The following is a 13,848-nucleotide window of genomic DNA, read 5'->3' on the forward strand; positions in this document are numbered from 1 at the left end:
GCTGTCGGCTGCCTTGTCCTGCCGACCGTACGGAGCGTGCCGGCCGGCGCGGTCGGACATCGTGCCGACGGCACTCGTAAGAACACGTCAATCTTCACAGCGGCGGTTAGTGATCGCCAGGCAGGGGATCACCGCCGCCCGCGCCGGAGGCCGCCCGGTTGCGGCCCGTCGCGGCCAGCAGGGAGATCACGGCGAGGACCGCGAGCAGGATCAGTACGAGGAGCAGCACGGTCGCCACGGTCGGGTGGTTCCACAGGGCGAAAATCAGGGCCAGCAGGAGAAGCACCCCGACGGTGATCCAGTGGCGGTACTTGTTCGTCCAGGTGCCCACCGGGCCGGTGTTCACTCCGTGGGTGCCGCCCCAGCGGGCCACGGAGTCGGCGGTGCGCTCGGCCGTGTCCCGCACGGCTCGGGCCAGCCGCCCGGGTCCGATCAGATAGGCGCCGAGAGCGACGATCACGCCGAGCACGATCACCGTGCGCAGGGTGACGCGAAGGAAGCGCAGGAGGGTGTCGAAGATCGCCGCGGCGGCGGCATCGGACTGCACCTGATTGGGCAGGTGGTCGAGGTAGTAACGACGGGCGATCACCAGGGCGATGGCCACGATCAGGCAGGCCACGGCGGCACCGAGAGCGGTCTTGGCCAGGGCGCGTCTGCGGTGATGGGCGAGCAGCACACCTGCCGCGCCGAGAAGCACAGTGATGATCGGCATCCAGTTGCCGAGCACATCGAGCGCGTGTGCGGCGTCCTGGATCTTGGCGAGCTTGTCGGACTTGAAGAGGACCAGGGTCTTGTTGACGTCGGGAATCTTCGAGGCCGGCTGCAGTCCCGCGTCGACGAGGTCCTTCTTGACGGTCTCCACGACCGTGCCGACGCTGAGGGTGACGGTCCCTTCCTCGACGCCGACGGCCCCTCGCCCCTTGCCGGTGAGCGCGTGGACGACGGCCGAGTGGCCGGCGCGGTTGACGTCGGTCCAGATCGTCTCGAACCTGTCGCTTTCGACGAAGCGGCGGGCAATCTTCTCGACCGCACTGTCCACGGCCGATTCCAGCTGTGGAGCGAAGCCCTTGACGGCGGTCGCGGCGGCGGGAGGCAGCCCCTGCGACTGGAGCCAGTCCGCGACATTGGTGGTGAACTGCTTGGCGTCGAAACGGACGTTCACCGCCTGGACCGCGCGGTTCACCGCGGCGTCCTCGATCGCCTTATTGCTCGCCAGGGGAGCGACCGTTTCGACGTACCGGTCGGTGTCGAGCGCGATGTCGTGCACCCAGACCGTCAGTACGGACAGCGGGACGAGGATGCACGTGAGGACGATGAGGACGGCCGAAGACACCTTCCTGGTGATCCGTCCGGCCGTGGAGCCAACCCGTCCACCACCCTTTGGAGCGCCCTCGCTCGCAGGGCTCGCTGGTTCCTGAGGTGGTTCCTGAGGTGGTTCCGGCGGGCTCGTCATCCGTAGCTCCAGCGTCAGGGACATGAGCGTCATGGGGCTGACGCCTCTGGTCCATTTCCGCCCATGTCCCCGGGTACAGCACGTCCGGACCGGCCGAACGAGCGAATCGCGGGAGCCCGGTCCCCTCTGTCAGGCGGCCAGGTAGTCGCCGGTGACGAGACGGTGGGTGAGGAGAGCCGTGCTGCCGTCGGGAGTGGTGACACACACCTCGAACCGCAGGTGCTTGCCCTCGGGCACGTCGGCGTTGTGGAGGAACTGGTGGCCGCCCGAGCCGCCCGTGATGGTGATGTCGCCGTATCCGGACTTGCCGGAGCCGTCGGCGTCGGTGGCGTAGAACCGCCCGTCTATGCGGCTGCCGGCGGGGGCGCCCGTGATGGTGAGCTGGACGTACACCGGGCCGATCAGGGTGCGCGGCCCGGCGTGGATGACGGCGTCCTTGAAGGCGAGAGGGACCCAGTCCCCGGACGGCAGCTCGACGTCGATGGCGTTCGCTTCGTACAGCTTCGCGATGGGCATGTCCGGCTCCTGGGGCGGGTCGGTGTCGATGGCGCGGGCGACGATCCCGGGGAACACGACCTCGCGGAACTGCTTCACGCGGGCGTCGCCGGGGCAGGCGGTGCCGGATACGGCCCACTCGGCGTGGAGGCGGTGGTAGCCGTAGCCGGGGTCGTCATGGGTGCGGCAGATCCTGAGCGGGACGCCGTGGTGCTGGTGCAGCCATACGCCGACGCGGATGAGCTGGGCGACCTGCTCGTCCGTCCACGGGTCGGTCCCGCTGGTGTTGCTGGCGGTCTCGACCGACACGGCACCGGTCCCGTCGGGGCGGCGGTTGGCCTGGTAGTTGGCGTCGGCGCGGGTCTCCGTGCCGATGTACTGGCCGAGATCGCCCGCGTATCCGAGGCCGAAGTGGGACTCGAGGTTCGAACTGTCGCGCCAGTACTCGTAGATACGCCTCGTCGTCCAGGGGGCGATGATCGAGTGGACGATGAACTGCGTCGGCCGGATGGCCGGTTGACCGTCGGACTCGGGCTGGAGCTCGTACTTGGTGGCGCCGGGATACCAGGCCATGGGTCCTCCCATCAGGAGCTGCGCCGTGCCGTTCTCTCGCGGGATCCCCTGTTCCGGCGGCCGTTACGCCTGACTGGCGATTCCACGCCATCTGATTTCGCGTCAGTTTCTGTGCGTCATTGGCCCTGTGGCGTGGTGAGCTTCTGCGCCGGCAGGCCGACCCAACGCGCCCGCCGCTCTGGCGACGGTGGTCCGCGACGCAGTGCTCGCGAAAACGACGTCCGAATTCCGCCGGAAACTACTCCGCGGCCGGCGCAGGCTCTACGTAACCGACGGAGGAACGAACCATGACCCCGACAACCCTGCCCGCGAGCCGTGCGAGCGAGCGTGTGGGCGCGGGCGACTGGCACCGCATCGCCGACGAGCTGAACGAGTACGGCAGCGCGCTCACCCCGCGGATCCTCAACCCCGCCGAGTGCCGGGCGTTCGCCGCGCTGTACGACGACGAAGAGCGCTTCCGCTCGACCGTCGACATGGCTCGCCACCGCTTCGGCTCGGGCCAGTACCGCTACTTCGCCCATCCGCTGCCGGACCTGGTACGGGAGCTGCGCGAGGCGTTCTACCCGCGTCTGCTGCCGATCGCCCGCGACTGGGCCGGGAAGCTGCGCCGGCCCGCGCCGTGGCCCGACTTGCTGGAGGAGTGGCTGGGCATGTGCCATGACGCGGGACAGTCCAGGTCGGCCCAGATCCTGCTGCGCTACGGACCCGGCGACTGGAACGCCCTGCACCGGGACGTGTTCGGCGACGCGGTCTTCCCGCTCCAGGTCGTCATCGGCCTGGACGCCCCCGGGACCGACTACAGCGGCGGCGAATTCCTGATGGTCGAGCAGCGTCCGCGCGCCCAGTCCCGGGGCTCGTCGACCACGCTGCCCCAGGGCCACGGTCTGGTCTTCACCACCCGCGACCGGCCGGTGCGCTCGGCGCGCGGCTGGTCGGCCGGACCCATGCGGCACGGCGTGAGCACCGTCCGCTCGGGCCGCAGGCGCACGCTCGGCCTGGTCTTCCACGACGCGGCCTGACGGGGCCCGCTGCCGCACCGGCCAGATCGGACCGCGCCTGCAACCGCCGGGCGGTACGCCACGTCTTTACCGGTACATCCGAGGTCTCCTCAGGATCCCTGGAGGGGCCGCCGCATCGGCAAACGCTCATTCGGGCATCACGGCCCGACGGTAGCCAGCCCGCGAGTAGACCCGAGCCCGACGGTCCCTCCCACGGCGGGCGGCGGACACACGTCCCGTCGGCGGCCCCGCCTGTGCGCGTGCTCCCGACGAGTGGTTCGAAAGAATTCTCCGCGCGGTGTCGAGAATCCGGCATCGGCTGCGACGTCCCCTGTGAGAGTTGCCCACCAGGGGCGGCGACGCATCCGAAGGAGCACGTCATGAAGTATCTGGTGATGATCCAGGGCACGCAGGACGACTACGAGGCGATGCGCGGTCAGGCGTCCGGCGCCAGCCCGGGCTGGAGCGAGAAGGAACTGCAGGCGATGTTCGCCTTCATGGGCGAGGTCAACAACGATCTCTCCGAGTCCGGTGAGCTCGTCGACGGCCAGGGGCTCGCCGAGCCCGCCAAGACCCGGTTCGTCAGCCTCGGCGAGGACGGGCGGCCCGTGATCACCGACGGGCCCTACAGCGAGACCAAGGAACTGCTCGCCGGCTACTGGGTGCTCGACTGCGAGAGCCTGGAACGGGTCACCGAGATCGCCGCGCGGGTCGCGACCTGCCCCGTGCCCGAGGGGACGCCCGCCTACCCGGTGATCATCCGGCCGATCCTCGACGAGGGAGGCGATCTGTGAGACGTGGGTCCGGCATCGAGGACCTGCTGCGCCTGCACGCGCCGCAGGTCCTCGGTGCGCTGGTGCGGCGGTACGGGCACTTCGACCTCGCCGAGGACTCCGTACAGGAGGCGCTGCTCGCGGCCGCGCAGCAGTGGCCCGAGTCGGGGCTCCCCGACAATCCGCGCGGGTGGCTGATCAAGGTCGCCTCCCGCCGTCTCACGGAAGCCCTGCGCAGCGAGGAGGCCCGGCGCAGACGCGAGGAGACCGTCGCCGCGCTCACCCCCAGGGACGCGTTCACCGCGCCCGCGCCCGGGGAGAGCCGCGCGCCCTCCGACGACGACACGCTCACGCTGCTCTTCCTGTGCTGCCACCCCGCACTCACGCCGGCCGCCCAGATCGCGCTCACCCTGCGCGCGGTCGGCGGTCTGACGACGGCCGAGATCGCCCGCGCCCATCTCGTGCCCGAGGTGACGATGGCGCAGCGCATCAGCAGGGCCAAGCAGAAGATCAAGGGCGTGGCGTTCCGACAGCCGGGGCCCGAGGACCGCGATCAGCGGCTCGCCGCCGTGCTGCAGGTGCTCTACCTGATCTTCAACGAGGGCTATACGGCGACCTCCGGCCGCGATCTGCACCGCGCCGACCTCGCCGGTGAGGCGATCCGGCTGACCCGGGCCGTGCGCAGACTGCTGCCCAGCGACGGGACGGTGACCGGGCTGCTCGCCCTGATGCTGCTCACCGACGCCCGCAGCGCCGCGCGCACCGGACCGCACGGCGAGCTCGTCCCGCTCGACGAGCAGGACCGGGGTCTGTGGGACGCGAAGGCGATCGCCGAGGGGACCGCGCTGGTGGAGGAGGCGCTGTCGGAGGGACCGGCGGGGGCGTACCAGCTGCAGGCGGCGATCGCGGCCCTGCACGACGAGGCGGCGCGTGCGCAGGACACCGACTGGCCGCAGATTCTCGCGCTGTACGACCTGCTCGTACGCCGTGCTCCCGAGCCGATGGCCGAGCTGGGCCGTGCCGTGGCCGTCGCCATGGTGCACGGTCCCGAGGCCGGGCTCGCCGAAGTGGCCGAGCTGGAGGACCGGTTGGCGGGGCATCACCGGCTGGACGCCGTGCGGGCGCATCTGCTGGAGAAGGCGGGGGATGCCGAAGGAGCCAGGGCCGCCTACCAGTTGGCGGCCCGGCGCACCCTCAGCGTCCCGGAGACGCGCTACCTCCAGATGCGGGCGGCCCGGCTGCTGCCCCCGAAGTAGCTTCCCCGTGCCTCTGGACAACCCGCAGGTCAGAGGCGGATTTCCGGCTTCCGTTCGCTGTTGCAGAGTGGTGACAGTACGGGGATTGCCCGGCTGATCTTCAGCGGTGAGGATGAGCACATCGCCGCAAGCCGGTACCGAACAGGGCCGGACGGAAGGCGAGTTCTGATGCGGCTCGCCACGCGAGCTCTCTCATCCCGTACCACCGCCTGCCGCGGCGCGCTCTGTCGCGCTGGTCTCTCGGCCGACTGCTGCCCATCCAGCGGCAGTCAGGCCCCTAGTCGATTCCTTGGGGGGAGTCCACCATGTCCGCTCGCTTCGCCTCCGCCGCCGCGCTCACTGTCGCCGCCGCCGTCGGCACCACGCTTGTCCCGCTCAGCGCCCACGCCGCCCCGGTGGCCCCCCAGAAGCCCCTCACCATCGAGCTGGGCACTCCGGCGCCGACCGGGCCGCTGACCCGGGGCGGGGCGAGCGAGACGTTCACGTTCACCGTGAAGAACTCCGCGGACAAGCCGGTGGACTTCCAGCCGTGGCTGATCGGGGACACGGACGGCGCGAGCCCCATCGCGGCCTCGCACGTCGTCTTCGACGTGCAGCCGGTGAACGCCCCGGCGACCGACGAGTTCGTCAGCCAGGAGGGCACAGGCGCGCAGGGCGTGTTCTACCCGGCCGCGAAGGGCAAGAGCGCCTCCTTCTCGGTGCCCGCCAAGGGCGAGCTGAGCTGGAAGGTCTCCGTCGGCCTCGGCAAGAACTACCCCTCCAACAATGGCAATCTGAAGTTTCTGGCCGACGACCTCGCCGAGAACACCAAGCGCGAGCAGGACGACACCCTGGTCTTCGAGGCCAGCCCGAAGATCAACACAGGGCCCGCCTCCTTGATGCTCGAGACCGACGAGAACGCTCCCATCAAGCCCGGCACGGCGGGCACCGTCGACATCGTCCACCAGCTCAAGGGCGGGGTGACCTTCGACTCCGACCTGAGGACCGTCCTGGAGGTCGCCGAGGAGCCCGGCTCCACGGTGAAGATCCCCGAGCTGGTGATCGAGGAGCTGGGCGAGGACGGCAAGTACACCAAGGTCAAGAAGTTCAAGGGCGAGGAGAAGTGGCAGCCGGCGGACGTCAGCAAGAGCCACATCTACAAGCGCACCAGGCTTCGCGTGAGCGTCATCGACTTCAAGGGCATCCAGAAGCCGGTCAAGCTCACGCTGCGCGCGACGACCGGGCTCACCGAGGGCAACACCCATCCGTTCCTGGGGGCCGAGGGCAGGATCACCGTCGCCCCCGAGCGCGGCACCACCCAGCCGAGCGCGACGCCCTCAGCGACGCCGTCCGCGACCGCTTCCGCCACGCCCTCTGTGACCCCGTCCTCCTTGGCCACGGCGGTGGCCGGCGGTAACACCCCCGTCACCACCACCGGCGCCCTCGCCAACACCGGATCTTCCGGCTCCACCCGGTACGCGGCCCTTGCCGCTGCCGCCCTGATCGCGGCCGGCGGAGCCCTCACCGCACTGCGTCTGCGACGCCGCTGAACAAAATGGATTTGATCTTGCTCCGGATGGCGTAAGGTGGTGTTCACCGACGCGGGGTGGAGCAGCTCGGTAGCTCGCTGGGCTCATAACCCAGAGGTCGCAGGTTCAAATCCTGTCCCCGCTACTGACGACAGTGGCCCGGCACTCGACAGAGTGCCGGGCCACTGTCGTGTACGGGCTCCGAGCATCGCCCGGTTGGCCGACGGCGACTCGCCGCCCGGCGCGGCTACGGCCAGCCTGGGAAGGGCGCGGTACCGCAGCCGTGTGGGGACCGGGCAGGAGAGCACCCTTGGCCGAGCGAGAGCAGGGCGGAGCGGACATCTCCCGCGGATTCGTCCGCCTGCTGCCCGCCCTGATGATCGTCGGCGGCGCGATCTTCGACCTCGCGACGCCGCCCCGGTTCACCGCGGTCCCGCTGTTCGCGGCCGCACCGCTGATCGCGGCTCCCATCTTCACCTGGGTGGGCACCCTGCTGGTCGGTATCGCGGCGATCCTCGGCGTGACCGGGCTGCATTTCTACAACCACACCCTCTCGCAGATCACGGCGTTCACCGAGCTGACCACTGTGATCACCGTCGCGGGCCTCGCGCTGCTGATCAACCGAGTCGTACGGCTCGGCAGCCAGCGCCTCGCGTCGGCCCGGGTGATCGCCGAAACCGCGCAGCGCGCCGTGCTGCCGACGCCCCCGGAGCGGATCGGGGGGCTGCACGTCGCCGCGCGGTACGAGGCGGCGCAGGCGGACGCGTTCATCGGCGGCGACCTCTTCGCCGTACAGGACACGCCCTTCGGGGTGCGGCTGGTCGTCGGGGACGTACGGGGCAAGGGGATGCAGGCGGTCGAGGCGGTGGCCGTGGTCATCGGGGCGTTCCGGGAGGCTGCAGAGCAGGAGAGCTCGCTGGAAGGCGTCGCCGCGCGGCTGGAGCGGGCACTGGTGCGCGAGGGCGCGCGGCACAACCTGGACGCGGTCGAGGGGTTCACCACCGCCGTACTGGCCGAGATCCCGCGCGGTGATCGCGTCGTACGGATCGTGAACCGGGGCCATCCGGAGCCGCTCCTGCTGTACGCGGACGGGAACGTGAACATCCTGGAGCCGACCCAGGCTGCGCTGCCGCTCGGTATGGGTCTCGGGATCTGGCCGGACCGCTCCGACGCGCACCGGCTGCCCCCCGGGGCCACGCTCCTTCTCTATACGGACGGGCTGTCCGAGGCGCGCGACGCGAGCGGCGTTTTCTACGACCCCGGCCGGCGGCTGGCGGGGCGGCTGTTCCCCGGGCCCGAGGAGCTGCTGGACGCCTTGGTGGACGACGTACGACGCCATACGGGTGGCGGCACGACGGACGACATGGCGCTGCTTGCGGTCAGCCGCCCCGCGGAGGGGCAGCAGGAGCGCCGCAGGACCGTGCCCGTGATCGGCGGGGGCGGGCGGGACGGCGGGGACCAGGGCGGCGAGTGAAGGCTCTGGCGGCTCGGCGTCGTGCGGCGCTGTGAAGCCGGACGCCGGCCGTCGGCTGTACGGATGGGCACGGTACGTAATCGAGAGGCACCCCTCCGCATAACATTTGATGCACTGTCAGGTGGCGGGAGATGGCGGATGGTGCATGAGGGGCGATCAACTCACCCCACTCCGGGCGCTTGTGTCCGGTTAAGTCCCGGCGATGTTGTTAATGATCAGTCGGAACAGCTTGGAATCGGGCCCCGGTGTCTATTAACGTTCGATAACGCAGCGCGGTCGTCCCAGTCGTCGCAAGAGGCGGCACCGTGCGCACGCGCCGAATCCCGCAAGGGAACCGGGGAACCACCAATTGGGGTGAATCGGGCACCTTTTGCCGCTCTTGTCCGCGGCGGAAGCGCCCGTAGGAGACCTTCCTGCTCCGAACCCGTCAGCTAACCCGGTAGGCGAGAAGGAAGGAAAGGAGCACGCCTCAGTGGCGTCCAACAAACCTGCCCCGACAGCACCCTTCGAAACTGACTTCTTCGGCGACGAGGTGGCAGAGCGGGCATGGGAGGAATGGAACCCCACCGAGGACTCCGTCCGTCCGGTGCGCGGCCGGCACCGTGTGATGAAGCAGCGCGGCGGACTCGCCCGCAGCTCCACGGTGCTCGGGGTCGGTGTGATCGCCGCGGTCGGCGCGGGCGGCATGGCCACCGCGCAGAGCAAGCCGCCGGTCTCCATATCGCTCCCCGACTCGATCGCGGACAACCTGCCCGACGCCAAGTCCCTTCCCGGCGTCGGCTCGTTCATGTCCGACGACTCCTCGGACGCCGACACCGGGAACACCTCTCCGCTCACCTCGGCGACGCTCGCCGCTGACACCGGAACCGGCTCCGAGGCCGAGGCGCAGGGCTCCGCCGGTGAGGCGCTGCGCGCCCGCATCCTCCAGCAGGCCGATCAGCAGCGGGCCGAGGCGGACGCCGAGGCCAAGGCGGCCGCGGAGAAGCTCGCGGCCGAGAAGGCAGCGGCGGAGGCGAAGGCTCAGCAGACCGCGGCGGAGGCCGAGGCCGAGGCGGCGAAGCTCGCGGCCGAGAAGGCCGCGGCGGAGAAGGCGGAGGCCGAGCGCCTCGCCAAACTCGCCGCGAGCTACGCGCTGCCGACCTCCTCGTACACGATCACCTCCACCTTCGGCGAGGCCGGATCGATGTGGTCCTCGGGCTACCACACCGGCCTGGACTTCGCGGCCCCGACGGGCACGCCCCTCAAGGCCGTGCACAGCGGCACCGTCAAGTCGGCGGGCTGGTCCGGGTCTTACGGCTACCGCACGGTGCTGGAGCTCGAGGACGGCACGGAGATCTGGTATGCCCACCAGTCCTCGATCTCGGTCAGCGTCGGCCAGAAGGTGACGACGGGCGAGACGATCGGGCGCGTGGGTGCGACCGGCAATGTGACCGGCGCGCATCTGCACCTCGAGGTCCACACTGCGGGCGGGACCGGGATCGACCCGATGGCCTGGCTGCGGGACAAGGGCCTGACCGTCTGATTTCTCCGTGCGCCCCCTCGCGCCGCCGCTCGGCACGAGGGGGCGTCCTGCGGATGCCCCTATGTGCGCAGTGCTCCGCACTCCCCTGAACGCCGGCAGTTCTGGCGCTCACCCCCCGACGCCAGGGCTGCCGGTCCCTATGCCCCCGGTCGCGTACGGCATGCGGACGGAACAGGCCGGACCGGCCTAGGAGCGGTACGGGTTGTAGCCGCCGTAGTCGCGGTGCGGGGGCGGGGTCCGTACCCGGCCCGTTGCCCGTGCCGCGTAGGTCAGCGCGGGAGACGCGACTTCCTTGCGCTGCCACAGGTGGTGCAGCAGCTCCTGCTCGCGCTCCATGAAGTCCGGGCCCGCCGTTCCGCGGTGAGCCCGGTGGCGTAGAAAGGCCAAGGTCGTCGCGAACCGCTCGTACTCCGAGACGGCGTGGGCCGCGGCCGGTCCGTGCGTACGGCGGGCGATGTCGCGGGCCATCGTGCGCGCCCGCATCGAGGAGAGCGCGCGCGGCTCGTCGGCCGTCAGCCAGCCGGCCGCCGCGTATGCGGGCAGTTCGGTGGATATCGTGCGCAGTTCGCGCTGCCGGGTCCAGATCGTGAGCCAGGTCAGCAGCCCGAAGACCGGGACCATGAACGCCCCGTACACCGCGTAGAAGCCGAACGGGCCGAAGAGCGACGCCGAGCCGTTCCACAGCGCGTGCATGCCCATCGCGAGGGCGAGGCCCAGCAGCGGCAGCGCGATCCGCCGGAACCGCTGGCGCCGTGCGGCGAGCGCCGCGATCCCGAAGCCGATGCCCGTGAGCACGGTGAAGAGCGGATGCGCGAACGGCGACATGACCACACGTACGAGGAAGGTCGCCGCGGTCACCGATGCCAGGCCCGAGGTGCCTATCTCCTGGTCCTCACCGAAGGCGTTGCCCAGGTAGAGGATGTTCTCGGTGAAGGCGAAGCCGGTCGCGGTGAAGCCCGCCACGACGACGCCGTCGACGATCCCGGTGAAATCCCGTCTGCGAAAGATGAAGATCAGCAAGATCGCCGCGGCCTTCGCGCTCTCCTCGACGACCGGGGCTATGACGGTCGCGCCGAGCGTGTCCGCGCTCGCCGGGTCGGCGGTCGCGGTGGCTATCCAGCGGGTCGCGAAGGTGTTCGCGATGATCGCGACGAGGGCGGCGGCGAAGGCGCCCCAGGCGAACGCGAACAGCAGATTCCGCCAGGGTCCCGGCTCGACCCGGTCCAGCCAGCGGAAGGCCGCGGCGAGAAGCGGGACGGGCAGGGTGGCGAGGCCCAGTCCGACCAGGAAGCCGTGGGTGCCGGTCTGTTCGCGTACGAGAGCGAGGATGACGAGGCCGGAGAGGGCGAGCAGGGTGATGACGACCCCGGCCCGAACCGCCTTGCTGCGCCAGAGCCGGGAGGCCCGGCGCGGTTTGTACCGCCAGCGGGCGCGCTCCGGCACGGCATCGAAGAGCGGCTGCTCGTCGAAGGCCGGGACCGCCGGATGCGGTGGGAGGTGCTGCGGGAACGACTCGGACACCTGATGACCCTAACGAGGCACACTGACACCTGGCGATGGTGCACGGCACACTACCGAGGGTTATGCCGACTCCAACACGCGGCGGAACAGCAGGTCGTGCACCTTGTGGCCCTTGTCCAGGCCCTGCCCCTCGAACCGGGTGAGCGGCCGGAAGGCGGGGCGCGGGGCGAAGCCGCCGTGCTCCTGGGTGGTCTCGAAGTCCGGATGCGCCGAAAGCACGTCGAGCATCTGCTCGGCGTACGGCTCCCAGTCGGTCGCGCAGTGCAGGATCGCGCCGGGCTTCATACGGGGCGCGGCGAGACTGAGGAACTCGGGCTGGATCAGCCGGCGCTTGTGGTGGCGCTTCTTGGGCCAGGGGTCGGGGAAGTAGACGCGCAGCCCGTCGAGCGAGCCGTGCGGAAGCATCTCGCGGAGCAGGATGATCGCGTCGCCGTTGGCGACACGGATGTTGGACAGCCCGTTCCGCTCCGCGAGACCGAGGAGATTGCCCTGCCCGGGCGTGTGCACGTCGACGGCGAGAATCCCGGTCCCGGGATCGGCGGCGGCCATCTGCGCGGTCGCCTCGCCCATCCCGAACCCGATCTCCAGGACGACCGGCAGCCCGCCGAACATCTCCTCGAGATCGAGGAGGCGCTGCCCGTCGATGTCCATGCCCCACCGGGGCCAGAGCCGCTCCAGGGCATCCCCCTGCCCGACGGTCACCCGACTCCGCCGCGGCTGGAAACTCCGGATCCGCCGCTCATGATGCGACCCGGCGGGATCGGCAGCGGGGCCCCCGGGGAACCGCGGCTCGCTCTTGGCGCGGAGGGGGGGACGGGACGGGGATTGGGCGGGGGTGGGGTTACGAAGCTCAGACACAGTGGCTCGATTCTACGGGCCGTCGCGGGGTGCGGGCCTTGGTGCGTCGTACGGCACCGGCGCACCCCGGACCCCAAGGCCCAAGCCACGGCACCCCGCGCCACCGGCCCTCAAGACCGCGCCGCGCCCGCCACGCGGCCCGGCGTCAGGGCCGTCAGGGCCCGCCGTGCCACCTCCCGGCCAATGGGAAGCGACGCCGTCGCCGCAGGGGACGGCGCGTTCAGCACATGCACCGTCCGCGGCGCCTCGCGGATCAGGAAGTCGTCCGCCAGCGTCCCGTCCCGCAGCACCGCCTGCGCCCGCACCCCCGCCGCGGCCGGCCGCAAGTCCGTCTCCGACACCGCCGGGAGCAGCCTGCGCACCGCCGTCGTAAAGGCACGCTTCGACAGTGAGCGGTGCAGTTCCCCCGCCCCGTACCGCCAGTGCCGCCGCGCTATCCGCCAGGATCCCGGCCAGCTCAGCGTCTCGGCGAGTTCCCTCGGGCGGACCGCCGACCAGCTGTAGCCCTCGCGGGCCAGCGCCGGGACCGCGTTCGGGCCGACATGGACCCCGCCGTCGATGCCTCGGGTCAGGTGGACGCCCAGGAAGGGGAAGGCCGGGTCGGGGACCGGATACACCAGGCCCCGCACCAGCGAGGGGTCCGTCAGCTCGTAGTACTCACCCCGGAAGGGGACGATCCGCATCCCGGGATCGTCGCCAGCCAGCCGCGCCACCCGGTCGCAGTGCAGCCCCGCGCAGTTCACCAGCACCCGCGCCCTGACCACCGCCCCCGACGCCGTGCGCACCGCGACCCCCCAGCTCCGGCGGTCGATCGCGGCCACCTCCTCGCCGTAGCGGACGTCCGCGCCGGACGCGGCCCCCAGCTGCGCCGCCACCGCCCCGAAGTCGCACACCCCGGTCGTCCCGACATGGATCGCCGCGAGCCCGCGCACCTCCGGCTCGTACTCCATGATCTGCGCGGGGCCCAGCTCCCGCACCGGAATGCCGTTCTCCCTGCCGCGCTGGACCAGTGCGTGCAGCCGCGGCAACTCGTCCTTGCCGGTGGCCACGATCAGCTTCCCGGTGACCTTGTGCGCGATGCCGTACTCCGCGCAGAACTTCACCATCTCGGCCGCGCCCCGCACCGCGAACCGCGCTTTCAGCGACCCCGGCCGGTAGTAGATCCCGCTGTGGATCACTCCGCTGTTCCGCCCGGTCTGGTGGCGGGCCGGGCCCGCCTCCTTCTCCAGGACGATCACCCGGGTGCCGGGAGCCGCGCGCGTGAGCGCATGCGCCGTCGACAGGCCGATGATCCCGCCGCCGATCACCAGCACGTCACAGTCGAAGTCGTGCACCGAGCCCTGCCCGGACGCTGTCACCGCGTCACCTCCCACCCCGATAGTGCACTGGCCCACTGACAAGGCCGTTAAACCAGCTG

11 protein-coding genes, 1 tRNA gene and 1 riboswitch are annotated in these 13,848 nt (G+C 70.8%); of the genes, 7 read left to right on the forward strand and 5 right to left on the reverse strand.

The annotated features are described in order from the left end of the window. Positions 1-106: 106 nt before the first annotated feature. Complete coding sequence (locus OOK40_RS15090; protein ID WP_266480957.1) at positions 107-1,333, reverse strand: hypothetical protein; 1,227 nt, start codon at positions 1,331-1,333, stop codon at positions 107-109. Positions 1,334-1,582: 249 nt separating this feature from the next. After that, entirely contained in the window at positions 1,583-2,521 is a 939-nt protein-coding gene (locus OOK40_RS15095) for an N-acetylmuramoyl-L-alanine amidase (protein ID WP_266480960.1), read from the reverse strand. 287 nt (positions 2,522-2,808) lie between these two features. Between OOK40_RS15095 and OOK40_RS15100 the strand changes: the two genes are divergently transcribed. The 7 genes from OOK40_RS15100 to OOK40_RS15130 all read left to right on the forward strand — a co-directional run bounded on the left by OOK40_RS15100 (position 2,809) and on the right by OOK40_RS15130 (position 10,052). After that, positions 2,809-3,540, forward strand: coding sequence for a 2OG-Fe(II) oxygenase (locus OOK40_RS15100; RefSeq protein WP_266480962.1), 732 nt, complete (start codon positions 2,809-2,811; stop codon positions 3,538-3,540). A gap of 359 nt (positions 3,541-3,899) precedes the next feature. Beyond that, positions 3,900-4,313, forward strand: coding sequence for a YciI family protein (locus tag OOK40_RS15105; RefSeq protein WP_266480965.1), 414 nt, complete (start codon positions 3,900-3,902; stop codon positions 4,311-4,313). Then, the gene (locus OOK40_RS15110) at positions 4,310-5,548 is read left to right on the forward strand and encodes an RNA polymerase sigma factor (RefSeq protein ID WP_266480967.1); all 1,239 of its coding nucleotides are present in this window, start codon (positions 4,310-4,312) and stop codon (positions 5,546-5,548) included. Before OOK40_RS15105 ends, OOK40_RS15110 begins: the two co-directional genes overlap by 4 nt. A 305-nt stretch (positions 5,549-5,853) precedes the next feature. Beyond that, positions 5,854-7,077, forward strand: coding sequence for a hypothetical protein (locus tag OOK40_RS15115; RefSeq protein ID WP_266480969.1), 1,224 nt, complete (start codon positions 5,854-5,856; stop codon positions 7,075-7,077). A gap of 50 nt (positions 7,078-7,127) precedes the next feature. Beyond that, a tRNA-Met gene (locus OOK40_RS15120) sits at positions 7,128-7,201 on the forward strand. A gap of 165 nt (positions 7,202-7,366) precedes the next feature. Continuing rightward, positions 7,367-8,530 (forward strand): PP2C family protein-serine/threonine phosphatase, encoded by a 1,164-nt coding sequence (locus OOK40_RS15125; RefSeq protein WP_266480971.1) that lies wholly within the window; start codon positions 7,367-7,369, stop codon positions 8,528-8,530. Between the two features lie 304 nt (positions 8,531-8,834). Further along, positions 8,835-8,991: riboswitch (cyclic di-AMP (ydaO/yuaA leader) on the forward strand. An 11-nt stretch (positions 8,992-9,002) separates the two neighbouring features. Further along, complete coding sequence (locus tag OOK40_RS15130) at positions 9,003-10,052, forward strand: M23 family metallopeptidase (protein WP_266480974.1); 1,050 nt, start codon at positions 9,003-9,005, stop codon at positions 10,050-10,052. 186 nt (positions 10,053-10,238) lie between these two features. On the opposite strand, the gene OOK40_RS15135 is transcribed toward OOK40_RS15130, so the two are convergent. From OOK40_RS15135 to lhgO, 3 genes are all read right to left on the reverse strand, one after another. Continuing rightward, on the reverse strand, positions 10,239-11,573 hold the full coding sequence (locus OOK40_RS15135) for a PrsW family intramembrane metalloprotease (RefSeq protein WP_266480976.1): 1,335 nt from the start codon (positions 11,571-11,573) through the stop codon (positions 10,239-10,241). A gap of 60 nt (positions 11,574-11,633) precedes the next feature. Next, positions 11,634-12,431 carry a tRNA (guanosine(46)-N7)-methyltransferase TrmB gene (gene trmB / locus OOK40_RS15140; RefSeq protein WP_266480980.1) on the reverse strand — a complete coding sequence of 266 codons (798 nt, stop codon included), beginning with the start codon at positions 12,429-12,431 and terminating at the stop codon, positions 11,634-11,636. A gap of 110 nt (positions 12,432-12,541) precedes the next feature. Further along, positions 12,542-13,789 (reverse strand): L-2-hydroxyglutarate oxidase, encoded by a 1,248-nt coding sequence (gene lhgO, locus OOK40_RS15145; RefSeq protein WP_266480982.1) that lies wholly within the window; start codon positions 13,787-13,789, stop codon positions 12,542-12,544. Between the last annotated feature and the right edge of the window lie 59 nt (positions 13,790-13,848).

It is taken from the genome of Streptomyces sp. NBC_01481, from assembly GCF_026339995.1.
Taxonomy (GTDB): Bacteria; Actinomycetota; Actinomycetes; order Streptomycetales; family Streptomycetaceae; genus Streptomyces.

Excerpts from the sequence above, each read along its gene's own strand:
- OOK40_RS15100 (WP_266480962.1), top strand. The coding sequence starts at position 2,809 with ATGACCCCGACAACCCTGCCCGCGAGCCGTGCGAGCGAGCGTGTGGGC.
- OOK40_RS15105 (WP_266480965.1), top strand. The coding sequence starts at position 3,900 with ATGAAGTATCTGGTGATGATCCAGGGCACGCAGGACGACTACGAGGCG.
- OOK40_RS15115 (WP_266480969.1), top strand. The coding sequence starts at position 5,854 with ATGTCCGCTCGCTTCGCCTCCGCCGCCGCGCTCACTGTCGCCGCCGCC.
- OOK40_RS15095 (WP_266480960.1), bottom strand. The coding sequence starts at position 2,521 with ATGGCCTGGTATCCCGGCGCCACCAAGTACGAGCTCCAGCCCGAGTCC.